At 33.6% G+C, this 20,225-nt stretch carries 37 protein-coding genes; all 37 read left to right on the plus strand.

Annotated elements, in window-relative coordinates; all coding sequences use genetic code 11:
* Positions 1-401: 401 nt before the first annotated feature.
* The 37 genes from rpsJ (at position 402) to rpsI (ending at position 19,767) form a co-directional block, all read left to right on the plus strand.
* Positions 402-719, plus strand: coding sequence for a 30S ribosomal protein S10 (gene rpsJ / locus RDK80_RS05875; RefSeq protein ID WP_072976851.1), 318 nt, complete (start codon positions 402-404; stop codon positions 717-719).
* A 55-nt stretch (positions 720-774) separates the two neighbouring features.
* Entirely contained in the window at positions 775-1,401 is a 627-nt protein-coding gene (gene rplC, locus RDK80_RS05880; protein WP_094901911.1) for a 50S ribosomal protein L3, read from the plus strand.
* A 27-nt stretch (positions 1,402-1,428) separates the two neighbouring features.
* Complete coding sequence (gene rplD, locus RDK80_RS05885; protein ID WP_094901913.1) at positions 1,429-2,052, plus strand: 50S ribosomal protein L4; 624 nt, start codon at positions 1,429-1,431, stop codon at positions 2,050-2,052.
* Positions 2,052-2,345, plus strand: a complete 294-nt coding sequence (rplW, locus tag RDK80_RS05890) for a 50S ribosomal protein L23 (protein ID WP_094901915.1) — start codon at positions 2,052-2,054, stop codon at positions 2,343-2,345. Before rplD ends, rplW begins: the two co-directional genes overlap by 1 nt.
* A gap of 25 nt (positions 2,346-2,370) precedes the next feature.
* Positions 2,371-3,201, plus strand: a complete 831-nt coding sequence (gene rplB / locus RDK80_RS05895; RefSeq protein WP_094901917.1) for a 50S ribosomal protein L2 — start codon at positions 2,371-2,373, stop codon at positions 3,199-3,201.
* Positions 3,202-3,227: 26 nt separating this feature from the next.
* On the plus strand, positions 3,228-3,512 hold the full coding sequence (rpsS, locus tag RDK80_RS05900) for a 30S ribosomal protein S19 (protein ID WP_094901919.1): 285 nt from the start codon (positions 3,228-3,230) through the stop codon (positions 3,510-3,512).
* 20 nt (positions 3,513-3,532) lie between these two features.
* A complete protein-coding gene (gene rplV, locus RDK80_RS05905) occupies positions 3,533-3,868 on the plus strand; it encodes a 50S ribosomal protein L22 (RefSeq protein WP_094901921.1) in 336 nt (111 codons plus the stop codon).
* 17 nt (positions 3,869-3,885) lie between these two features.
* A complete protein-coding gene (gene rpsC / locus RDK80_RS05910; RefSeq protein ID WP_094901923.1) occupies positions 3,886-4,554 on the plus strand; it encodes a 30S ribosomal protein S3 in 669 nt (222 codons plus the stop codon).
* A gap of 29 nt (positions 4,555-4,583) precedes the next feature.
* On the plus strand, positions 4,584-5,027 hold the full coding sequence (gene rplP / locus RDK80_RS05915; protein WP_094901925.1) for a 50S ribosomal protein L16: 444 nt from the start codon (positions 4,584-4,586) through the stop codon (positions 5,025-5,027).
* Positions 5,017-5,223: a 50S ribosomal protein L29 gene (gene rpmC, locus RDK80_RS05920; RefSeq protein WP_094901927.1), complete on the plus strand. Its 207-nt coding sequence runs from the start codon at positions 5,017-5,019 to the stop codon at positions 5,221-5,223. Before rplP ends, rpmC begins: the two co-directional genes overlap by 11 nt.
* A 6-nt stretch (positions 5,224-5,229) precedes the next feature.
* Entirely contained in the window at positions 5,230-5,484 is a 255-nt protein-coding gene (gene rpsQ, locus RDK80_RS05925; RefSeq protein WP_094901929.1) for a 30S ribosomal protein S17, read from the plus strand.
* Between the two features lie 29 nt (positions 5,485-5,513).
* Positions 5,514-5,882, plus strand: a complete 369-nt coding sequence (gene rplN, locus RDK80_RS05930) for a 50S ribosomal protein L14 (protein ID WP_094901931.1) — start codon at positions 5,514-5,516, stop codon at positions 5,880-5,882.
* Positions 5,883-5,897: 15 nt separating this feature from the next.
* Entirely contained in the window at positions 5,898-6,212 is a 315-nt protein-coding gene (gene rplX, locus RDK80_RS05935; RefSeq protein WP_094901933.1) for a 50S ribosomal protein L24, read from the plus strand.
* 26 nt (positions 6,213-6,238) lie between these two features.
* Positions 6,239-6,781 (plus strand): 50S ribosomal protein L5, encoded by a 543-nt coding sequence (gene rplE, locus RDK80_RS05940; RefSeq protein ID WP_216557416.1) that lies wholly within the window; start codon positions 6,239-6,241, stop codon positions 6,779-6,781.
* A gap of 18 nt (positions 6,782-6,799) precedes the next feature.
* The gene (locus tag RDK80_RS05945; protein ID WP_094901937.1) at positions 6,800-6,985 is read left to right on the plus strand and encodes a type Z 30S ribosomal protein S14; all 186 of its coding nucleotides are present in this window, start codon (positions 6,800-6,802) and stop codon (positions 6,983-6,985) included.
* A gap of 31 nt (positions 6,986-7,016) precedes the next feature.
* A complete protein-coding gene (gene rpsH / locus RDK80_RS05950) occupies positions 7,017-7,412 on the plus strand; it encodes a 30S ribosomal protein S8 (protein ID WP_094901939.1) in 396 nt (131 codons plus the stop codon).
* Between the two features lie 33 nt (positions 7,413-7,445).
* A complete protein-coding gene (gene rplF, locus RDK80_RS05955) occupies positions 7,446-7,985 on the plus strand; it encodes a 50S ribosomal protein L6 (protein WP_094901941.1) in 540 nt (179 codons plus the stop codon).
* 16 nt (positions 7,986-8,001) lie between these two features.
* Entirely contained in the window at positions 8,002-8,364 is a 363-nt protein-coding gene (rplR, locus tag RDK80_RS05960) for a 50S ribosomal protein L18 (protein WP_308523749.1), read from the plus strand.
* A 17-nt stretch (positions 8,365-8,381) separates the two neighbouring features.
* Positions 8,382-8,888, plus strand: coding sequence for a 30S ribosomal protein S5 (gene rpsE, locus RDK80_RS05965; protein ID WP_094901943.1), 507 nt, complete (start codon positions 8,382-8,384; stop codon positions 8,886-8,888).
* A gap of 13 nt (positions 8,889-8,901) precedes the next feature.
* Positions 8,902-9,078, plus strand: coding sequence for a 50S ribosomal protein L30 (gene rpmD, locus RDK80_RS05970; protein ID WP_094901945.1), 177 nt, complete (start codon positions 8,902-8,904; stop codon positions 9,076-9,078).
* Positions 9,079-9,096: 18 nt separating this feature from the next.
* Positions 9,097-9,546 (plus strand): 50S ribosomal protein L15, encoded by a 450-nt coding sequence (gene rplO / locus RDK80_RS05975; protein ID WP_094901947.1) that lies wholly within the window; start codon positions 9,097-9,099, stop codon positions 9,544-9,546.
* Positions 9,547-10,821, plus strand: a complete 1,275-nt coding sequence (secY, locus tag RDK80_RS05980; RefSeq protein ID WP_216557425.1) for a preprotein translocase subunit SecY — start codon at positions 9,547-9,549, stop codon at positions 10,819-10,821.
* Between the two features lie 19 nt (positions 10,822-10,840).
* Entirely contained in the window at positions 10,841-11,488 is a 648-nt protein-coding gene (locus RDK80_RS05985) for an adenylate kinase (RefSeq protein WP_216557428.1), read from the plus strand.
* Positions 11,489-11,558: 70 nt separating this feature from the next.
* The gene (locus tag RDK80_RS05990) at positions 11,559-11,840 is read left to right on the plus strand and encodes a KOW domain-containing RNA-binding protein (RefSeq protein ID WP_216557431.1); all 282 of its coding nucleotides are present in this window, start codon (positions 11,559-11,561) and stop codon (positions 11,838-11,840) included.
* A gap of 30 nt (positions 11,841-11,870) precedes the next feature.
* Entirely contained in the window at positions 11,871-12,089 is a 219-nt protein-coding gene (gene infA / locus RDK80_RS05995) for a translation initiation factor IF-1 (RefSeq protein ID WP_094901953.1), read from the plus strand.
* A 16-nt stretch (positions 12,090-12,105) separates the two neighbouring features.
* Entirely contained in the window at positions 12,106-12,219 is a 114-nt protein-coding gene (rpmJ, locus tag RDK80_RS06000; protein WP_072976919.1) for a 50S ribosomal protein L36, read from the plus strand.
* A gap of 55 nt (positions 12,220-12,274) precedes the next feature.
* Positions 12,275-12,637: a 30S ribosomal protein S13 gene (gene rpsM, locus RDK80_RS06005; RefSeq protein ID WP_094901955.1), complete on the plus strand. Its 363-nt coding sequence runs from the start codon at positions 12,275-12,277 to the stop codon at positions 12,635-12,637.
* Between the two features lie 18 nt (positions 12,638-12,655).
* A complete protein-coding gene (rpsK, locus tag RDK80_RS06010) occupies positions 12,656-13,054 on the plus strand; it encodes a 30S ribosomal protein S11 (protein ID WP_094901957.1) in 399 nt (132 codons plus the stop codon).
* Between the two features lie 15 nt (positions 13,055-13,069).
* A complete protein-coding gene (gene rpsD, locus RDK80_RS06015; protein ID WP_216557435.1) occupies positions 13,070-13,693 on the plus strand; it encodes a 30S ribosomal protein S4 in 624 nt (207 codons plus the stop codon).
* A gap of 68 nt (positions 13,694-13,761) precedes the next feature.
* The gene (locus RDK80_RS06020) at positions 13,762-14,709 is read left to right on the plus strand and encodes a DNA-directed RNA polymerase subunit alpha (protein WP_216557438.1); all 948 of its coding nucleotides are present in this window, start codon (positions 13,762-13,764) and stop codon (positions 14,707-14,709) included.
* Between the two features lie 23 nt (positions 14,710-14,732).
* Positions 14,733-15,074 carry a 50S ribosomal protein L17 gene (rplQ, locus tag RDK80_RS06025; protein WP_216557440.1) on the plus strand — a complete coding sequence of 114 codons (342 nt, stop codon included), beginning with the start codon at positions 14,733-14,735 and terminating at the stop codon, positions 15,072-15,074.
* A 308-nt stretch (positions 15,075-15,382) separates the two neighbouring features.
* Positions 15,383-16,204 (plus strand): energy-coupling factor transporter ATPase, encoded by an 822-nt coding sequence (locus RDK80_RS06030; RefSeq protein WP_308523750.1) that lies wholly within the window; start codon positions 15,383-15,385, stop codon positions 16,202-16,204.
* The gene (locus RDK80_RS06035; protein WP_308523751.1) at positions 16,201-17,064 is read left to right on the plus strand and encodes an energy-coupling factor transporter ATPase; all 864 of its coding nucleotides are present in this window, start codon (positions 16,201-16,203) and stop codon (positions 17,062-17,064) included. The genes RDK80_RS06030 and RDK80_RS06035 overlap by 4 nt, the downstream gene beginning before the upstream one ends.
* Positions 17,057-17,854, plus strand: a complete 798-nt coding sequence (locus RDK80_RS06040; RefSeq protein ID WP_216557446.1) for an energy-coupling factor transporter transmembrane protein EcfT — start codon at positions 17,057-17,059, stop codon at positions 17,852-17,854. The genes RDK80_RS06035 and RDK80_RS06040 overlap by 8 nt, the downstream gene beginning before the upstream one ends.
* An 8-nt stretch (positions 17,855-17,862) precedes the next feature.
* Positions 17,863-18,603 carry a tRNA pseudouridine(38-40) synthase TruA gene (gene truA / locus RDK80_RS06045; protein WP_216557449.1) on the plus strand — a complete coding sequence of 247 codons (741 nt, stop codon included), beginning with the start codon at positions 17,863-17,865 and terminating at the stop codon, positions 18,601-18,603.
* A 317-nt stretch (positions 18,604-18,920) separates the two neighbouring features.
* Positions 18,921-19,349, plus strand: a complete 429-nt coding sequence (rplM, locus tag RDK80_RS06050; protein WP_216557452.1) for a 50S ribosomal protein L13 — start codon at positions 18,921-18,923, stop codon at positions 19,347-19,349.
* A 25-nt stretch (positions 19,350-19,374) separates the two neighbouring features.
* Positions 19,375-19,767: a 30S ribosomal protein S9 gene (gene rpsI, locus RDK80_RS06055; protein WP_094901971.1), complete on the plus strand. Its 393-nt coding sequence runs from the start codon at positions 19,375-19,377 to the stop codon at positions 19,765-19,767.
* Positions 19,768-20,225 lie beyond the last annotated feature (458 nt).

Genomic DNA, 20,225 nt, shown 5'->3' on the forward strand with positions numbered 1-20,225 from the left:
TTCGTGAAGGTGGAAGAACAGTAGGATCTGGAGTTGTAACTAAAGTTCTTGAATAATTTTTTAAGTTTAAAATATAAGCAGGGACCCAAGATTTTATGGGCCCCTGCTAAATATCTAAAGATGTATAAAAAAACTTAAAAAAACTTAAGTTTATTTTAAAAAAAAGCTTGAGTTTTTATTGAGTTTATTATAAAATGTAGTAGTGTTCAATTTTAGACATTGCGATGATGCAAAAGGTGGCTGTTGAAAACAGGGAATTTTTGCTGAGAATGTCCGATTTGAAATCGGGCGACTGGAGTTGCAGTTATTTGTTTAAAAAAAATAACAACACACCCGGAGGTGTGTATCGGCAACGCCAAGTCGCATGTAAAAAACAGCATGCGATAAAAGGAGGGAATTAAATGTCAAACAATGGTAAACAAAAAATAAGAATTAGGTTAAAGGCTTATGATCATGAACTTCTAGATGCATCAGCTCAAAGAATAGTTGAAACTGCTAAGAGAACAGGTGCTACTGTGTCAGGTCCAGTACCACTACCAACAGAAAAAGAAATAATCACAATATTAAGAGCAGTTCATAAGTATAAAGATTCTAGAGAGCAGTTCGAACAAAGAACTCATAAGAGACTAATCGATATCTTAAATCCAAATCAAAAGACTGTGGATTCACTTATGAAGTTGAATTTACCTGCTGGAGTAGATATTGAGATTAGATCATAAGATATTTATATGATTACCTATGGTAATCCGCTGTAATATAATAGGAGGTGTAGTGATGAAAAACATGATAGGAAGAAAAATTGGGATGACTCAAATTTTCAAAGAAGATGGATCTGTAGTTCCTGTAACAGTTATTGAAGCTGGTCCATTAGTTGTAGTTCAAAAGAAAACTGTTGAAACAGATGGATATAATGCAATCCAAGTTGGATTCCAAGATATAAAGGAACAAAAAATTAATAAACCTAAAAAAGGTCACTTTAATAAAGGTAATGTAACATATAAGAAATATTTAAAAGAATTTAAAGTAGAGAATCCAGATGCATATGAAATAGGCCAAGAAATAAAGGCAGATGTATTTGCAGAAGGTGACTTAATTGATGTTATTGGTATTTCAAAAGGTAAAGGAACGCAAGGCGTTATAAAGAGACATGGATTTGGTAGAGGTAGAGAATCACATGGTTCTAAGTTCCATAGGGCACCAGGTGGTATGTCTGCAGGTACTTACCCAGGAAGAGTGTTTAAGGGTCACAGAATGATGGGTAGAATGGGAAATGAAAGAGTAACTGTACAAAACCTTGAAGTAGTTAGAATAGATGCTGATAAGAATCTAATCCTTATAAAAGGCTCAGTTCCTGGACCTAAGAAAGGGATAGTAACTATAAAAGAAACGGTTAAAAAGTAATAATTAAGGCGGAAAGGAGGATGCAAAATGCCTAAGGTAAATGTTTACAACATGTTAGGAGAACAAGTAGGAGAAATTGAATTAGATGAGAATATATTTGGTATTGAAGTAAACCAACATGTAGTTTATGAGGTTGTAAAAAATCAACTTGCTAATAAAAGACAAGGAACACAATCTGCTAAAACTAGAGCAGAAGTAAGAGGCGGTGGAAGAAAACCTTGGAGACAAAAGGGTACAGGTAGAGCTCGTCAAGGAAGCATTAGGGCGCCACATTTCTCAGGTGGTGGAGTTACATTTGCACCAAAACCAAGAGACTACAGCTATAGTGTACCTAAGAAAGTTAGAAGACTTGCAATGAAATCCGCATTGACTTCAAAGGTTTTAAGCAATGAAATAATTGTAATAGATGAAATAAACTTTGATGCTCCAAAAACTAAAGACATGGCTAATTTCTTAACGAAAATAAATGCAGATAAGAAAGCTTTAATAGTTATGGGAGAAAAAAATGAAAATGTTATAAAATCAGCAAATAACATTCCAAATGTGCAAACTGCTCTTGTTAATACATTAAATGTTTATGATATATTAAAATATAATTCATTTATTATAACTAAAGATGCAGTAAGAAAAGTGGAGGAGGTGTATGCATAATGCGTAATCCACACGATATTATCATCAGACCAATAATAACTGAGAGAAGTATGGAGGATATGGCAGACGGCAAATATACTTTTGTTGTTGATAAAAAAACAAACAAGTCAGAAGTTAAAAAGGCTGTAGAGACTATATTTGGCGTGAAAGTTGAAAAGGTTAGCACAATGAATATGCTTGGTAAAATTAAGAGACAAGGGATTCATTCAGGTAAAAGACCGGATTGGAAAAAAGCCATAGTAAAATTAACGGAAGATTCTAAGAGAATAGAATTCTTCGAAGGAATGGAATAGAAATTTCATAGAAGGAGGGAAAACGATGAGCGTTAGAAAATTTAAAGCAACTTCCCCTGCACTTAGACAAATGACAGTTTCTACATTTGAAGAAATAACTAAAAAAGAGCCTGAAAAGTCACTATTAGTTAATTTAAATAGAAGTGGTGGAAGAAACTCTCAAGGTAGAATCACTATTCGCCATAGGGGTGGTGGAGCTAAGAGAAAATATAGAATAATAGATTTTAAAAGAGATAAAGACGGTATACCAGGTCGTGTCGCTGCTATTGAATATGATCCAAATAGAACAGCTAATATAGCACTTATAAACTATGTTGATGGTGAGAAAAGATATATTCTTGCGCCTCATAACTTAAAAGTTGGAGATATAATAGAATCTGGTGAAAATGCAGATATTAAAATTGGCAACGCATTGGAATTAAAAGATATTCCAGTAGGTACAAATGTTCATAATGTTGAATTAAAGCCTGGAAAAGGTGGTCAGCTTGTTAGATCAGCTGGTGCATCAGCGCAACTAATGGCAAAAGAAGGAGATTTTGCACAACTTAGACTTCCTTCAGGAGAATTTAGATTAGTTAGAATTAATTGCCGTGCAACAATTGGTCAAGTAGGAAACATATCTCATGAACTTATTACAATAGGTAAGGCTGGTAGATCTAGACATATGGGTATCAGACCAACTGTTAGGGGTAGTGCAATGAACCCTGTAGACCATCCACATGGCGGTGGAGAAGGTAGAGCACCTATAGGTATGCCTGCACCATTGACTCCATGGGGTAAACCTGCAATGGGATTAAAGACTAGAAAGAAAAATAAGAAATCAGACAAATATATTGTGAGAAGAAGAACTAAGTAGGTAAATATCTGAAAGGAGGAGTAATCATGGGTAGATCTCTTAAAAAAGGACCCTTTTGTGATGACCATCTTCTTAAAAAAATAGAAGATTTAAATAAAAGCAATGAAAAGAAAGTTATTAAAACATGGTCACGCCGTTCAACTATATTTCCAGAAATGGTTGGTCATACAATAGCTGTGCATGATGGAAGAAAACACGTTCCTATATATATTACAGAAGACATGGTAGGTCACAAACTAGGTGAGTTTGTTCCAACAAGAACATTTAGATCTCATGTTGATAAAAACGAAAGGTCATCTGGTGTAAGATAAAGAAGAAGGAGGGAAATATAGTGGAAGCTAGAGCTATAGCCAAATATGTACGAATTTCGCCACTAAAGGTAAATTTCATATGTAAAGAAATTAGAGGCAAACAAGTAGATGAAGCTTTATCAATCTTAAGATTTACACCTAAAAAAGGTGCAAAAGTTCTTGAAAAGGTTTTAACATCTGCAATTGCTAATGCTGAAAATAACTTCAATATGGATAGAGATAATCTTTTTGTAGCTGATGCCTATGCAAATGATGGTCCACATATGAAAAGATTTAGACCTAAAGCAAGAGGTAGCGCTTATCCAATATTAAAAAGAAGTAGTCATATAGGAGTAACTGTAAAAGAAAGAGACTAGAAAAGGAGGGATAGTTAATGGGTCAAAAAGTTAACCCACATGGTTTAAGGGTCGGAATAATTAAAGATTGGGATTCAAAATGGTACGCTGATAAAAAGACTTTTAATGAATATTTAGTGGAAGACAATAAGATACGTGAATTTGTTAAGAAAAAACTATTCATCTCTGGCGTTTCTAAAATTGAAATTGAAAGAGCTGCTAATAGAATCAAACTTACAGTATTCACAGCTAAACCAGGGATGGTTATAGGTAAAGGTGGTTCTGGAGTAGAGGAACTAAGATTAGATATTGAGAAGATGACTAAAAAGTCTGTAGTTGTAAATGTTGAAGAAATTAAAATTCCAGAGTTAGATGCTCAATTAGTTGCCGAGAATATTGCTTCTCAGCTTGAAAGAAGAGTTTCATTCAGAAGAGCAATGAAACAAGCAATCCAAAGAACTATGAGATCTGGTGGAAAAGGAATTAAAACTTCAGTATCAGGAAGACTTGGTGGAGCAGATATGGCCAGAACTGAAGGGTATAGTGAAGGAACAATACCTCTACAAACACTAAGAGCTGACATAGATTATGGATTTGCTGAAGCAGATACTACTTATGGTAAGCTTGGAGTAAAAGTATGGTTATATAAAGGTGAAGTTCTTCCTACTAAAAAGGTAGAAAAATTAGAGAAAACTGTAGAAGAATAGAATAAATCCGTAGGAAGGAGGAAAATAAGATGTTAATGCCTAAAAGAGTAAAGTATCGTAGAGTTCATAGAGGAAGAATGAAAGGTAAGGCTACTCGTGGAAACACAGTTACTTATGGAGAATTTGGTTTACAAGCGTTAGAGCCAACTTGGATTACTTCCAATCAAATAGAGGCTGCAAGAAGAGCTATGACAAGATATGTTAAAAGAGGCGGTAATGTTTGGATTAAAGTATTCCCAGACAAACCAGTAACAGAAAAACCTGCTGAAACACGTATGGGTTCTGGAAAAGGTTCACCAGAGTATTGGGTAGCAGTAGTTAAACCAGGTAGAATCTTATTTGAAATGGGTGGAGTATCCGAAGAAGATGCTAGAGAAGCGATGAGACTAGCTGCACATAAATTGTCAATAAAGACAAAATTCGTTACTCGTGAGGAAACGCAAGAAAAGGGTGGTGAAGCTAATGAAGATTAAGGAAGTACGCCAATTATCAGAAGTAGAATTAAATACTAAGCTATCAGAACTAAAAGCTGAACTATTCAACTTAAGATTTCAATTGGCTACTGGTCAATTAGATAATCCATTACGAATAAAAGCAGTTAGAAAAGATATAGCTCGTGTTAAAACAATAGTTAGAGAACGAGAATTAGGTATAGGAAAGGAGGTTTAATCTTAGATGGAAAGAGGAAATCGTAAGGTTAGAATAGGCAATGTTGTAAGTGACAAGATGGATAAAACCGTAGTTGTTGCTGTTGAAACTTTCGTAACACATCCTTTATACAAGAAACAAGTAAAACAAACCACTAAGTTTAAAGCTCATGATGAGAATAATGAGTGTGGAGTTGGCGATATCGTTAAAATAATGGAAACCAGACCACTTAGTAAGGATAAAAGATGGAGAGTAGTAAATATAGTAGAAAAGGCTAAATAGTCCTTTTAACTTAGAAGGGAGGTATTCGAATGATTCAAACGGAAAGCCGTATGAGAATAGCTGATAATTCAGGTGCTAAAGAAGTATTAGTTATTAGAGTATTAGGTGGAACAAATAAGAAATATGCTAGAGTTGGAGACATAGTAATTTGTACTGTTAAAACAGCAACACCTGGTGGAGTTGTTAAAAAAGGTGAAGTAGTAAAAGCAGTTGTTGTAAGAACAAAACATGGTGTTAGAAGAAACGATGGATCTTACATTAAATTTGACGACAATGCTGCTGTTATTATAAAAGATGACAAGAACCCAATAGGTACTCGTATATTCGGACCTGTTACTAGGGAGCTTAGAAGAGGAAATTTTATGAAAATAATATCCTTGGCACCGGAAGTACTATAGGAGGAGGTGTAAAGCATGCATGTAAAGAGTGGAGATACAGTAGTTGTTATTGCTGGAAAAGATAAAGGGAAAAAAGGAAAAGTATTAAGAGTACTCCCTAAAGAAAACAAAGTAATAGTTGAAGGCATAAACATGCTTACAAAACATAAAAAAGCACAAGGACCTACATCCCCAGGCGGAATAGTTAAAATGGAAGGCACAATAAATGCATCAAATGTTATGTATTATTGTGAAAAAGATAAAACTGGAGTAAGAGTTGGTCATAATTTACAAGCGGACGGTAGTAAAGCAAGAGTATGTAAAAAATGTGGAGAAGTTCTAGATAAATAGTCTAATGTAGAGAGGAGGTAATAGGAATGGCTTCCAGATTAAAAGAAAAGTATGCAAATGAAGTAATAAATGCACTAATGGAAAAGTTTCAATATGCAAATATAATGGAAGTACCAAAACTTGAAAAAGTAGTAATCAACATGGGTATTGGAGAAGCAAGAGATAACCCAAAACTACTTGAATCAGCAGTAAAAGAGTTAGAAATTATTGCTGGGCAAAAACCTGTTATAACAAAAGCTAAAAAATCAATAGCGAATTTTAAGCTACGTGAAGGAATGAATGTAGGTACTAAGGTTACTCTAAGAGGAGACAGAATGTACCACTTTTTAGATAAATTAATGAATATTGCATTACCAAGAGTTAGAGACTTTAGAGGAGTAAGTGATACTTCTTTTGATGGTAGAGGAAACTATGCATTAGGAATTAAAGAACAGTTGATATTCCCTGAAATTGAATATGATAAAGTTGAAGCTATTAGAGGATTAGATATTATAATCGTAACTACAGCAAAAACTGATGAAGAGGCAAAAGAGTTCTTAGCACTAATGGGTATGCCCTTTAAAAAGTAAAGAAGGAGGGAATTTTTTTTGGCAAAGAAATCTATGGTTGTTAAACAACAAAGAAAGCAAAAGTTCAGCACTAGAGAATATAACAGATGTAAAATATGTGGAAGACCTCATGCTTATTTAAGAAAATATGGAGTATGCCGTATTTGTTTTAGAGAATTAGCGTATAAAGGTCAAATACCTGGAGTTAGAAAAGCAAGCTGGTAACAACAAGCTTATGAAAGGAGGTAGCTAAATTATGATGACAGACCCAATCGCAGATATGTTAACGAGAATAAGAAATGGGAACAATGCGAAGCATGATTCTGTTGATATTCCTGCTTCAAACATAAAAAAACAATTAGCTCAAATCCTATTAGATGAAGGATTTATAAAAGGCTATGATGTAATAGATGATGGGAAACAAGGGATTATAAGAGTAGATTTAAAATATGGTAAACATAATGAAAAAGTTATATCTGGAATTAAGAGAATTTCAAAGCCAGGTCTTAGAGTATATGTAAAATCTGATGAAGTTCCAAGAGTATTAGGTGGTCTTGGGATAGCAATACTATCCACTTCTAGTGGTATTATGACAGATAAGGTTGCTAGAAAAGAAGGCGTAGGCGGAGAAGTTATTTGTTATGTATGGTAATAAATAGCTAAATTACATGAAGGAGGTGCACTCATGTCAAGAATAGGGTTAAAACCAATTAACATCCCAAGTGGCGTGGAGATTAAAATAAATGATGACAACTTAATTGAAGTAAAGGGTCCTAAAGGACAATTATCAGAGAAGATTAGTCCAGATATGGAAATAAAGATAGAAGATGGTGTGCTAACAGTAGCTAGACCAACTGAAAATAAAAAACATAGATCTTTACATGGTTTATCAAGAACTTTAATTTCAAACATGATAGTAGGAGTTACTGAAGGATACTCAAAAACTTTAGAAATTGAAGGTACTGGATATAGAGCTGCAAAACAAGGAAATAAACTAGTACTAACATTAGGATATTCACATCCAGTAGAACTAGAAGACCCTAAAGGAATTGAAGTAGAAGTACCTGCAGCAAATAAAATCGTTGTTAAAGGTATCGATAAACAACAAGTAGGTAACTATGCAGCAAATATAAGAGCATTCAGAAAGCCAGAGCCTTATAAAGGTAAAGGAATTAAATATGCAGGTGAGATAATAAGACGTAAGGTTGGTAAGACTGGTAAGTAGAAGGGAGTGAAAAACATTGCTAAAAAAGATAAATAAAAATGAAAATAGAAAAGCAAGACATTTAAGAGTAAGAAAAAAAATCAATGGGACTCCTGCTAGACCAAGACTTAATATCTATAGGAGTGGAAACCATATATATGCTCAAATAATTGATGACTTAGCAGGCCATACATTAGTTTCAGCTTCCACATTAGATAAATCTGCAAACCTTACTTCTACAAGTAACAAAGAAGCTGCTAAATATGTTGGAGAAACTATTGCTAAAAAAGCAATAGAAAAAGGAATCGAGGAAGTAGTGTTTGATAGAGGTGGATATATTTATCACGGAAGAATAAAGGAACTTGCTGAATCAGCAAGAGAAGCTGGACTTAAGTTCTAATAGAAGGAGGGGAATTAATGGAACGCTCATATAAAGATGGAAGTGAATTAGAATTAAAAGAAAGAGTTGTTAGCATCAACCGTGTTACTAAAGTTGTAAAAGGTGGTAGAAACTTTAGATTCAGTGCTTTAGTTGTAGTAGGTGATGAGAACGGTAATGTTGGAGTAGGAATGGCTAAGGCATTAGAAGTACCAGAGGCTATTAGAAAAGCTATCCAAGATGCTAAAAAACATATAGTATCAGTTCCTCTTGTTGGAACTACAATACCACATGAAGTTATTGGAGAATTTGGTGCAGGAAGAGTATTATTAAAGCCATCTAAAGAAGGTACAGGAGTTATTGCTGGTGGAGCAGTTCGTGCTGTATGTGAATTAGCTGGTATAAGAGATATAAGAACAAAATGTTTAGGAACAAACAATCCGAGAAATGTTGTTAATGCTACAATAGAAGCTCTAAGAGGACTTAAGAGAGCAGAAGATGTTGCAAAATTAAGAGGAAAAACTGTAGAAGAAATATTAGGCTAGGGGGGATTTTAGAATGGCTATGATCAAAATTAAGTTAGTTAAAAGCCCTATTGGCAAACCAGAGACTCATAAGAAAACAATAGAGGCTCTTGGATTTAAAAAGATTGGTCAAGTAGTGGAAAAGAATGATACCCCTCAAATTAGAGGTATGATACATCAAGTAAACTACATGGTTGAAGTACTAGATTAGATTTAAGGAGGTGTAACTATGAAACTAAATGATTTAAGACCAAATGCTGGCGGAGGAAGCAAACCTAAGAAGAGACTAGGTAGAGGTATCGGTTCTGGTCTTGGTAAAACATCTGGTAAGGGTCATAAAGGTCAAAATGCAAGATCAGGTGGTGGAGTTAGACCAGGATTTGAAGGTGGCCAAATGCCATTATTTAGAAGAATTCCAAAGCGTGGCTTTACTAATATATTTGCTAAAGAATATGCCACAGTAAATATTGAAGAACTAAATAGATTTCCAGAAAACACAGTTGTTACCCCAGAGCTTTTATTTAACGAAGGAATAGTTAAAAGAGGAAAAGCTAAGGATGGAGTTAAGATACTTGGAGACGGAGAGATTAGCATCAAGCTTACTGTTCAGGCACAAAAATTTAGTAAAACTGCCGCTGAGAAGATTGAGGCTGCAGGAGGAAAGGTAGAGGTGATATAAATGCTTTCAACCTTAAGGAATGCCTGGAGAATACCTGAGATTAGAAAGAAAATTATATTCACATTATTAATGCTATTAGTTTTTAGATTAGGTTCTAGTATACCAGTGCCATATATGAATAAGGACATAATCGGAAGTATATTCCAACAATCTCAAGGTGGAATATTACAATTTCTTGATTTAATGGGTGGTGGAACCTTAAGTAATTTTAGCATATTTGCTACGAATATTTATCCATATATTACAGCGTCAATTGTAATTCAACTTCTTACTATAGCAATCCCTAGATTAGAGGAATTAGCTAAAGAAGGAGAAGAAGGTAAAAAGAAAATAACAAAGTATACTAGATATACAGCTATAGGATTAGCATTAATTCAAGCAATAGGATATACTTTCGGATTATTTAGCACGGCATTACAAACTACTAATTCTTTACAAAATATAATAGTTATAATTACTATGGTAGCCGGTACTGCATTTTTAATGTGGATAGGAGATATGATAACTGAAAAGGGTATTGGAAATGGAATATCCCTTATAATATTTATAGGTATTATATCTAGATTACCTAAAGATTTAATAAATACATTTAACCTAGTAAGAATAGGGGAATTAAGTATAATTAAAACACTTATTTTTGGTGTAGTATTTTTAGTTATTATTGCTTTTGTAGTTGCATTGCAAGAGGGAGAAAGAAGAATTCCAGTTCAATATGCTAAAAGAGTAGTTGGAAGAAAGATGTATGGTGGTCAATCCACACATATACCTGTAAAGGTGTCAATGGCTGGAGTAATGCCAGTAATATTTGCATCATCTTTACTAGCTTTTCCACAAACCATAGCATTATTTACTAAAGGTGCTCCTTCAACATGGATAACTAAATGGTTAACACCACAAGGAAATATTGGTATTTGGATATATTCAATATTAAATATTGCGTTGATTATGTTCTTTACGTATTTTTATACAGCTATTCAATTTAATACTGTGGAATACGCAAAGAATTTACAACAAAATGGAGGTTTTATTCCAGGAATAAGACCAGGAAGACCAACATCAGAGCATTTAAATAAAGTTGTAACTAGAATTACTTTTGTTGGTGGATTAGCTTTAGCAGTTTTAGCATCTTTACCAATTATTCTATCTAAGATATTTGGTATGAATGTTAATTTTGGTGGAACGAGTATAATAATAGTAGTAGGTGTTGCATTAGAGACTGTTAAACAAATAGAAGCACAAATGCTAATGAGACACTATAAAGGATTTTTAAACTAAACTATAGGAGATGATTATTGTGAGACTAATCTTATTAGGACCACCTGGTGTAGGTAAAGGTACTCAAGCATCAGCTATAGTTAAAAAATATAATATACCACATATTTCAACAGGAGATATATTCAGGTCAAACATTAAAGAAGGAACTGAATTAGGTAAAAAGGCCAAAGAATATATGGATAAAGGCCTTTTAGTACCGGATGAACTTGTGGTTTCAATTGTACAAGATAGATTGACTAAGGAAGATTGCGTCCAAGGCTTTCTTTTAGATGGATTTCCAAGAACTATAAATCAAGCTGAAGCTTTAGACAAGGAACTTACAAAAATGGGTATAAAACTTGATAAAGTTGTTAATATTGATGCAGACAAGGAAATTTTAATTGAAAGAGCTATTGGTAGAAGAATTTGTAAAACATGCGGTTCCTCTTATCATATAAAATTTAACCCGCCTAAGGTTGAAAATCTATGTGATATAGATAACGGAGAATTATTTCAAAGAGATGATGATATTGAGGAAACAGTAGCTACTAGAATAGAAGTGTATCTTAATCAAACACAACCATTAATTGATTATTATAAAGAAAAAGGGATAATACTCAATGTAGATGGAACTAGACCAATAGACGAAGTCTTTGAAACTATAGTAAAAGCTTTAGGAGACAAATAATGAGAAAGGCATTGCCTTTCTCCAAAGGAACCAGCGGTTTAATAAGCTATTATAAAGAGGTGAATTTATAATGGATTTAAGTGACGACATAGCCGTCGGTCAGGTGGTTAAGTCGAGAGCTGGAAGGGATAAAGGAAAAGTTTTTTTAGTATTAGATATCATAGATGATCAGAGTGTACTGATTGTAGATGGATCTTTAAGAAAACTTGATAATCCAAAACAGAAAAAATTGAAACATTTGATTGTTTATAATACAGTTTTACCTGAACTAAGGTATAAGCTGGATAATAAGATTAAAATAAACAATGCGTATATTAGAAAATTATTAGAACCTTTCAATAAGAGTTTCTAAATTTGTTTGAACAGGAGGTTCGAAAACCTAATGTCTAAATCTGATGTTATTGAAGTTGAAGGTATGGTAGTAGATGCTTTACCTAATGCTATTTTTAAAGTAAAGCTAGAAAATGGTCATGAAATATTAGCCCATATTTCTGGAAAATTGAGAATGAATTATATAAGGATACTTCCTGGAGATAAGGTAACAGTTGAACTGTCACCCTATGATTTGACTAGAGGCAGAATAACCTGGCGAAACAAGTAGCATAGGAGGGATTTAAATGAAAGTAAGACCATCAGTTAAGAAGATATGTGAAAAATGCAAAATAATCAAAAGACACGGCAAAGTCATGGTTATTTGTGAAAATCCAAGACATAAACAAAAACAAGGTTAATTATATAACGCGGCTGCTTTTGTGAATGTATTTATTTTAGGAGGTGTAAACATTAATGGCAAGAATAGCAGGTGTTGACTTACCAAGAGATAAGAGAGTTGAAGTTGGTTTAACATATATATTTGGTATTGGTAGACCAAGAGCAAATGAAATATTAACAAAAGCTGGTGTTAATCCAAACACTAGAGTAAAGGACCTAACAGAATCTGAAGTAGCAAGCCTTAGAGCTGTTATAGATGGTTATCATGTAGAAGGTGATCTTCGAAGAGAGATAGCTTTAAACATAAAGAGACTTAGAGAAATCAACTGTTATAGAGGAATTAGACATAGAAGAGGTCTTCCAGTAAGAGGTCAAAGAACTAAGACTAATGCTAGAACAAGAAAAGGTCCAAAGAGATTGGTATCTAAGAAGAAGTAGGTAAAGGAGGGAAATTAAGTGGCAGCTAAAAAAGGCAAAGTAACTCGTGTTAGAAGAAGAGAACGTAAGAATATAGAGAGAGGTCAAGCACATATCTCATCAACATTCAACAATACTATGGTTACCCTAACAGACTTACAAGGTAATGTATTGTCATGGGCTAGTGCAGGACAATTAGGTTTTAGAGGTTCAAGAAAATCTACTCCTTTCGCAGCACAACAAGCAGCTGAAGAAGCAGCTAAAAAAGCTATGGAACATGGATTAAAAAGTGTAGAAGTATACGTTAAGGGACCTGGTTCAGGAAGAGAAGCTGCAATTAGGTCATTACAAGCAACAGGATTAGAAGTAAATATGATTAAGGATGTTACTCCTATTCCTCATAATGGATGTAGACCACCAAAACGTAGAAGAGTTTAATAGGAGGTGTAATAGATGGCAAGATATACAGGTCCAGTTTGCAGACTATGTCGTAGAGAAGGTATGAAACTATTTCTTAAAGGAGATAGATGCTATACAGATCAATGCGCGATAGTTAAAAGAAATTATGCACCAGGACAACACGGACAATCAAGAAAAAAGGTAACAGAGTATGGAATGCAGCTTAGAGAGAAACAGAAAGTTCGTAGATTCTATGGAATTTCTGAATCTCAAATGGTTAAATATTTCATTATGGCAGATAAAATGAGAGGAATAACAGGTGAAAACCTACTTAAAATACTTGAATTAAGATTAGACAATGTAGTATACAGAATGGGTTTTGCATCATCAAGGGCAGAAGCTAGACAATTAGTTACACATGGTCATTTCTTAGTCAATGGTTCAAAAGTAGATATACCATCTGTGATTCTTTCTGTTGGAGATATTGTTGAAATCAAAGAAAGAACTAGAGGTAGTGAAAAGATTAAAGATTTAGCAGCAAATCATAATGGCAACACTGTTAAATGGATAAGTGTGGATATTGATCAATTAAAGGGTAGCATAGTAGCTGAGCCAACTAGAGAAGATATAGATATACCAGTAGAAGAACACTTAATCGTTGAGTTATATTCTAAATAATAGCATTCATAACAAAATCAGTTGCCCTCGTACTTTAACAAACCAAATTTTAAGGAGGGTTAATGTTAATGATAGAAATTGAAAAGCCAAGAATTGAAATTCTAGAGTTGAGCGATGATGAGAGTTATGGAAAATTTATGGTAGAACCTCTTGAGAGGGGATACGGTACGACCTTGGGGAATTCATTAAGAAGAGTACTATTATCTTCATTACCAGGTGCAGCAGTCTCTTCAATAAAAATTCAGGGAGTGTTACATGAATTTTCAACTATACCAGGTGTACTAGAAGATGTACCAGAAATAATATTAAATATAAAAGGTCTTGCTGCAAGGATATATACTGATGAACCTGTGACCTTAAGAATTGAGGCACAAGGTTCTCAGATTGTAACAGCAGGAGATATTATTACAGGTCCAGATGTGGAAATTATTAATAGGGATCATCACATTGCTACCGTAAATGAAGATGGTAATCTATACATGGAACTTGAACTAGTAAAGGGTAGAGGTTATGTAGTAGCCGAGAGAAATAAGAAGGAAGGTCAGCCAGTGGGTGTTATACCTGTTGATTCAGCATTTACTCCGGTGAAAAAGGTCAACTTTGCAGTAGAGAATACAAGAGTAGGTCAGATTACTGACTATGATAGATTGATTCTAGAAGTATGGACAAATGGAACAATGAATCCTGATGAGGCTACCTCATTAGGAGCAAAAATACTTACAGAACACTTAAATCTTTTTATCGGGCTAACTGAACATGTTAGTGAAGTAGAAATAATGGTAGAAAAAGAAGAGGACAAGAAAGAGAAAGTCCTTGAGATGACTGTTGAAGAGTTGGATCTTTCAGTACGTAGCTATAACTGCTTGAAGAGAGCAGCTATCAATACCGTAGAAGAATTAACACAAAAGACTGAAGAAGATATGATGAAAGTAAGAAATCTTGGTAAGAAATCCCTTGAGGAAGTACAAAGAAAGCTTGCTGAATTAGGATTAGGTCTAAAGAAGTCTGATGAGTAACAAGGCATGAAGGAGGGATAAATGTGACAACGTTAAGAAAACTTGGTCGCCCTACAGATCAAAGAAAAGCAATGCTTAGAAACCTAGTAACATCCTTGTTGAGAACCGGAAAAATAGAAACAACAGTTACTAGAGCTAAGGAAACAAAAAGAATGGCAGATAAGATGATAACCTTAGCAAAAAGAGGAGATTTACATGCTAGACGTCAAGTTTTAGCTTATGTATACGACGAAGATGTAGTAAAAAAACTATTTGATGAAATAGGACCAAAGTATCAAGAGAGAAACGGTGGCTACACAAGAGTATTAAAAGTTGGACCTCGTCGTGGAGATGGGGCAGAAATGGCTATATTAGAATTAGTATAAAGGGTAGGGGATTAAGTTTAAGCTTAGTCCCTTTCGTTATATTTGCTTTAGCAAATATAACGATGCACAATTCACAGTTCACAATTCACAATTGAAAGATAAAGTTCGAAAACTGAATTTTTTAGGATAAGGGCTTTTATTGCTAGGAATAGAGTTTGCCATTAATCATTAAATTGTGAATTGTAGATTGAATAAAGGGTATCATTATGTTATATTATACTAGGATTAAATTAATCAAAGTAGTTATGAGTTATTTAAAATTGTGAACTGTGCATTGTGCATTGTGAATTGAATAGAGGGATGATACGATGATAAAGATAGAAGATGTTACCTATGAATATAAATCATTAATAGACGATAGTATTCAACAGGCTGTAAAAAACTTGAGCATAGAAGTCAAAAAGGGAGAATTTTTAGTAATTCTAGGTCACAATGGCTCTGGTAAATCTACTTTAGCTAAACTCATGAATGGGCTTATAATGCCTACACGAGGAGATATTTTTGTGATGGATATGAATACCAAGGATGCAGAAAAGATATGGGATATAAGAGCAAAAGCGGGTATGGTATTTCAAAATCCAGATAATCAAATAGTAGCTACAATAGTAGAAGAAGATGTTGCTTTTGGACCAGAGAATTTAGGAATACCTCCATTAGAAATAAGAGCTAGGGTAGATGAAGCTTTAGAAGTAGTAGAAATGACAGAATATAAAAAACATGCCCCACATCTTTTATCAGGAGGACAAAAACAAAGAGTAGCCATTGCAGGAATATTAGCTATGAAACCGGACTGCATTATATTAGATGAACCAACTGCAATGTTAGATCCCATAGGCAGAATAGAAGTAATGAATACAATAAAGAAATTAAATAAGGTTGAGAATAAAACAATAATATTAATTACTCACTACATGGATGAGGCTGTAGAAGCTGATAGGATACTTGTAATGGAACAAGGTGAAATCGTTATGGAAGGGACACCTAAGGAGATATTTAAGCAAGTAGACAAGGTTAAAGAGCTAGGATTAGATGTGCCGCAAGTAACTGAATTGGTATATGAATTAAGAAAAGAAGGATTAGATTTAAAAGAAGATATACTATCTATAGAAGAATTGGTGGAATTGCTATGATAATGAAAATAAATAATTTAAATTATATATATAATGCCAATACTCCCTTTGAAAAAAAAGCCCTTGATAACATAAATTTAGAGATAAATGAAGGAGAATTTATAGGACTAATAGGTCATACAGGTTCTGGAAAATCTACATTAGTGCAACACCTAAATGGATTAATGAAGCCAACTTCAGGAGATATAATAATAGATGGAGTGAATATAACAACAAAAGACGCAAATTTAAAAGAAATTAGGCAAAAAGTAGGTCTTGTATTTCAATATCCAGAACATCAATTATTTGAAGAAAGTATCTATAAAGATATTGCCTTTGGTCCTAGAAATTTAGGACTTAATGAAGAAGAAATCCATAATAGGGTAAAAGAATCCATGGAATTAGTAGGACTAGACTTTGATGAATTAAAAGACAGATCTCCATTTGAATTAAGCGGTGGACAAAAGAGAAGAGTGGCCATAGCCGGAGTAATAGCTATGAAGCCTAAAATACTAGTTTTAGACGAACCAACAGCAGGACTTGACCCAAGTGGTAGAGATGAAATATTGGGGGAAATCCAAAAACTTTATGAGCAAGAGGGCATTACTATAATACTGGTATCCCATAGTATGGAAGATGTGGCAAAGTTGGTAGATAGAATTCTTGTAATGCATAGAGGTAAATTAGAAATGGATGGCAAAACTAGAGAAATTTTTAGAAGAGCTGATGAATTAGAAAGTATAGGCCTAGGAGTTCCACAAATAACAAAGTTTATGAAAGTATTCAGAGAAAAGGGAAATGATGTTAAAGATGATGTATTAACAGTAAATGAAGCTAAAGAAGAAATACTAAAGTTTTTAAGGAGAAAGAAAGATGCTTAAGGATATAACCATAGGTCAATATTTTCCTGGGGATACTATAATTCATAGGCTAGACCCAAGAATAAAGATAATTATAATTTCATTGTTTATAGCATCATTATTTTTCATTAATAGTTTTATTCCATATGTATTTATACTAGGTTTTATCCTTATGATAGTTAGGATATCAAAAGTACCTCTAAAATTTATTTTAAAAGGGATTAAACCACTTTTATTCATTATACTAATAACTTTTACAATAAATATTTTTATGACTAAAGGAGAAGTATTATTTGAAATAGGGCCTTTGGCTGTAACTAAAGAAGGATTATATTTAGCTGTTTTTATGGCACTAAGACTAATCTTCTTAATTACAGGAACTTCACTTCTTACACTTACTACATCGCCTATAGCTCTGACCGATGGGATAGAAAAATTACTATCTCCATTCAAAAAAATTGGACTACCAGCCCATGAATTAGCTATGATGATGACTATAGCTCTTAGGTTTATTCCTACGCTGTTAGAAGAAACAGATAAGATAATGAAGGCTCAGATGGCTAGGGGAGCTGATTTTGAATCAGGAAATATACTAAGCAGAGCCAAAAACCTAGTACCTTTATTAGTACCATTGTTTATAAATGCATTTAGAAGGGCTGATGAATTGGCTACTGCAATGGAAGCGAGATGTTATAGAGGTGGAGATAATAGAACTAGATTGAATGAATTAAAGCTAAAGAGAATAGATATACTAGCGCTAATATCTATGACTATGTTTTTTGGGTTTATTATAAGTACTAGATATATATAGAGGTAGATATGAAAAATATTAAACTTACTATTGAATATGAAGGTACAAACTATTCAGGGTGGCAGAAACAAGAAAATGCAATAACAATACAAGAGAAAATAGAGGAAGCAATAGAAAAGGCGACTAAAGAAAAAGTAAAACTTATTGGTTCTGGAAGGACAGACGGAAAGGTCCATGCATTAGGACAAGTTGCAAATTTCTTAACTAGTTCAAATATTCCAGGAGAGAAATATAAATATGCTTTAAAGTTTTTGTTACCTGAAGATATTACTATTATAGAATCAGAAGAAGTAGATTTAAAATTTCATTCAAGATTTGATGCTATAAAAAAAAGATATAAATATATAGTCTATAATGGAGAACTGCCAAGGGCTATATATAGAAATTTTTCTTATCATGTGCCCTACGATATTGATATAGACGAAATGTTTCATGCTTCAAAATATTTGATAGGAACCCATGATTTTGCTACATTTATGGCTGCAAATTCAGATGTAAATAGTACCATCAGAACAATCTATAATATATCAATAGAAAAAAACAAAGATTTAATAGAATTTAATATAGAGGGAAATAGTTTTTTACGAAACATGGTAAGGATAATAGTAGGTACATTGCTTTACGTTGGATATGGAAAGATAAAAAAACAGGATCTACCAAAGATAATCTTAGATAGAAGGAGAGAAGGGGCAGGACCAACAGCCCCGCCACAAGGATTATTTTTAGAAAAAGTTTTTTATAATCCATAGGAAAGTTCTCACTTGTTCTTTTTAAAAAAAGAACTTGACCTATATGGATTTTAAGAAAAGCTACTTTTTAACGCGTCGATAGACGCTTTTCTTATAACGAATGGGAAGGTTTTAATTTATTCTTATTTTCAGAAAGAACTTAGCCTATATGGATTTCAAAAAAATTATCTATAATATTTTGATAAAAACTTTTTATACTATTAAAAAACGTCTTGACATAGATAATTACTTGTATTAGAATATATTAGAGTGTTTTAAAAAAGCCCCGGAACTTTTTTAACCTTGACTACTCAACGTTGGTATAAGGAGGGAAAATGATGAAAAGCTTTATGGCTAAAACAAACGAAGTTGATAGAAAATGGTATGTAATAGATGCAGAAGGCAAAGTGTTAGGAAGATTAGCTACAGAAGTAGCTACAATATTGAGCGGGAAAAACAAGCCAATATATACTCCTCATGTAGACACTGGTGATTTTGTTATTATCATAAATGCAGAGAAAATCAAATTAACTGGTAAAAAGTTAGAACAAAAAAGTCATTTCTACCACACTGGATATCCAGGAGGAGGAAGAGAAATATCATATAAGAGAATGATGGCAGAAAAACCAGAAATGGCTATCGAATTAGCAGTAAAAGGAATGCTTCCTAAAAATAGTTTAGGAAGAAAGATGATTAAGAAGTTAAAAGTTTATAGTGGAACTGAGCATAATCACGAAGCTCAACAACCTGAAATATACGAATTTTAATGCTCACGAGAAAGGAGGACTGTAAGTGGCTAATATACAATTTTTTGGAACAGGAAGAAGAAAGACTTCTGTAGCAAGAGTTAGATTAGTACCAGGGAACGGTAATATTACTATAAATAAAAGAGATATCGGAGAATATTTCGATTATGAAACTTTAAGAGTAATTGCAAGAGAACCACTTGTTATTACTGAAACTATGGATAAATATGATGTTTTAGTAAATGTTGAAGGTGGTGGATTCACAGGTCAAGCTGGTGCAATTAGACATGGTATAGCAAGAGCACTAATAGAATCAGACCAAGAGTTAAGACCTATACTTAAAAAAGCAGGACATTTAACAAGAGACTCAAGAATGAAAGAAAGAAAGAAATACGGTCTTAAGAAAGCAAGAAGATCACCACAATTTAGTAAGAGATAATTGGTGTCGACTTACAAAAGAGTCGGTTCAAAATTACAAAGTTTGTTCACGAAAGATACAGAGCGTCAGACTGGGAAACCAATCTGGCGCCTTTTATTTGTGCAAAAGAATATCCCCCCCGCCACAAACATCCCAGATAACCAAACAACTTTTTCCCCCGCAGCCCAGTAAAATCAATATATATAAAAATATAAGTAAATACCTCCCCTATGCATATCGCACTTACATCTCATATAATTGTTCCTATTTTTCCACGAGCAAACTTTGTCATTCTTCACTGCTCACGAGCAAACTCGCTTGTCATTTTCTCATTTTTTATCTCTTTTTTTCTATTTTTTAAGTAAATGCAACCCACGAACAATCTTTGTCACTCAATGTTACGTATGGGCGAGATGCATTGCAACCACTCGCTTACCAGACGAGCAAACTTTGTCACTACGTGAGCAAACTCGTGTGTA

The organism is uncultured Tissierella sp. (genome assembly GCF_902479755.1).
Classification (GTDB): Bacteria; Bacillota; Clostridia; order Tissierellales; family Tissierellaceae; genus Tissierella; species Tissierella carlieri.

What these genes read in the sequence shown, in the direction of transcription:
- rplF (WP_094901941.1), top strand. Translation starts at nt 7,446, where the DNA reads ATGTCAAGAATAGGGTTAAAACCAATTAACATCCCAAGTGGCGTGGAG.
- rplM (WP_216557452.1), top strand. Translation starts at nt 18,921, where the DNA reads ATGAAAAGCTTTATGGCTAAAACAAACGAAGTTGATAGAAAATGGTAT.
- rpsQ (WP_094901929.1), top strand. Translation starts at nt 5,230, where the DNA reads ATGGAAAGAGGAAATCGTAAGGTTAGAATAGGCAATGTTGTAAGTGAC.
- rpsE (WP_094901943.1), top strand. Translation starts at nt 8,382, where the DNA reads ATGGAACGCTCATATAAAGATGGAAGTGAATTAGAATTAAAAGAAAGA.
- rpsH (WP_094901939.1), top strand. Translation starts at nt 7,017, where the DNA reads ATGATGACAGACCCAATCGCAGATATGTTAACGAGAATAAGAAATGGG.
- rplO (WP_094901947.1), top strand. Translation starts at nt 9,097, where the DNA reads ATGAAACTAAATGATTTAAGACCAAATGCTGGCGGAGGAAGCAAACCT.
- rpsJ (WP_072976851.1), top strand. Translation starts at nt 402, where the DNA reads ATGTCAAACAATGGTAAACAAAAAATAAGAATTAGGTTAAAGGCTTAT.
- rplD (WP_094901913.1), top strand. Translation starts at nt 1,429, where the DNA reads ATGCCTAAGGTAAATGTTTACAACATGTTAGGAGAACAAGTAGGAGAA.
- rpsC (WP_094901923.1), top strand. Translation starts at nt 3,886, where the DNA reads ATGGGTCAAAAAGTTAACCCACATGGTTTAAGGGTCGGAATAATTAAA.
- rpmJ (WP_072976919.1), top strand. Translation starts at nt 12,106, where the DNA reads ATGAAAGTAAGACCATCAGTTAAGAAGATATGTGAAAAATGCAAAATA.
- rplB (WP_094901917.1), top strand. Translation starts at nt 2,371, where the DNA reads ATGAGCGTTAGAAAATTTAAAGCAACTTCCCCTGCACTTAGACAAATG.
- truA (WP_216557449.1), top strand. Translation starts at nt 17,863, where the DNA reads ATGAAAAATATTAAACTTACTATTGAATATGAAGGTACAAACTATTCA.
- infA (WP_094901953.1), top strand. Translation starts at nt 11,871, where the DNA reads ATGTCTAAATCTGATGTTATTGAAGTTGAAGGTATGGTAGTAGATGCT.
- RDK80_RS06035 (WP_308523751.1), top strand. Translation starts at nt 16,201, where the DNA reads ATGATAATGAAAATAAATAATTTAAATTATATATATAATGCCAATACT.
- RDK80_RS06040 (WP_216557446.1), top strand. Translation starts at nt 17,057, where the DNA reads ATGCTTAAGGATATAACCATAGGTCAATATTTTCCTGGGGATACTATA.
- rpsM (WP_094901955.1), top strand. Translation starts at nt 12,275, where the DNA reads ATGGCAAGAATAGCAGGTGTTGACTTACCAAGAGATAAGAGAGTTGAA.
- rplP (WP_094901925.1), top strand. Translation starts at nt 4,584, where the DNA reads ATGTTAATGCCTAAAAGAGTAAAGTATCGTAGAGTTCATAGAGGAAGA.
- rpsS (WP_094901919.1), top strand. Translation starts at nt 3,228, where the DNA reads ATGGGTAGATCTCTTAAAAAAGGACCCTTTTGTGATGACCATCTTCTT.
- RDK80_RS06020 (WP_216557438.1), top strand. Translation starts at nt 13,762, where the DNA reads ATGATAGAAATTGAAAAGCCAAGAATTGAAATTCTAGAGTTGAGCGAT.
- rpmC (WP_094901927.1), top strand. Translation starts at nt 5,017, where the DNA reads ATGAAGATTAAGGAAGTACGCCAATTATCAGAAGTAGAATTAAATACT.
- rplX (WP_094901933.1), top strand. Translation starts at nt 5,898, where the DNA reads ATGCATGTAAAGAGTGGAGATACAGTAGTTGTTATTGCTGGAAAAGAT.
- RDK80_RS05990 (WP_216557431.1), top strand. Translation starts at nt 11,559, where the DNA reads ATGGATTTAAGTGACGACATAGCCGTCGGTCAGGTGGTTAAGTCGAGA.
- rpsD (WP_216557435.1), top strand. Translation starts at nt 13,070, where the DNA reads ATGGCAAGATATACAGGTCCAGTTTGCAGACTATGTCGTAGAGAAGGT.
- rplN (WP_094901931.1), top strand. Translation starts at nt 5,514, where the DNA reads ATGATTCAAACGGAAAGCCGTATGAGAATAGCTGATAATTCAGGTGCT.
- secY (WP_216557425.1), top strand. Translation starts at nt 9,547, where the DNA reads ATGCTTTCAACCTTAAGGAATGCCTGGAGAATACCTGAGATTAGAAAG.
- rplC (WP_094901911.1), top strand. Translation starts at nt 775, where the DNA reads ATGAAAAACATGATAGGAAGAAAAATTGGGATGACTCAAATTTTCAAA.
- RDK80_RS06030 (WP_308523750.1), top strand. Translation starts at nt 15,383, where the DNA reads ATGATAAAGATAGAAGATGTTACCTATGAATATAAATCATTAATAGAC.
- rpmD (WP_094901945.1), top strand. Translation starts at nt 8,902, where the DNA reads ATGGCTATGATCAAAATTAAGTTAGTTAAAAGCCCTATTGGCAAACCA.
- rplW (WP_094901915.1), top strand. Translation starts at nt 2,052, where the DNA reads ATGCGTAATCCACACGATATTATCATCAGACCAATAATAACTGAGAGA.
- rplE (WP_216557416.1), top strand. Translation starts at nt 6,239, where the DNA reads ATGGCTTCCAGATTAAAAGAAAAGTATGCAAATGAAGTAATAAATGCA.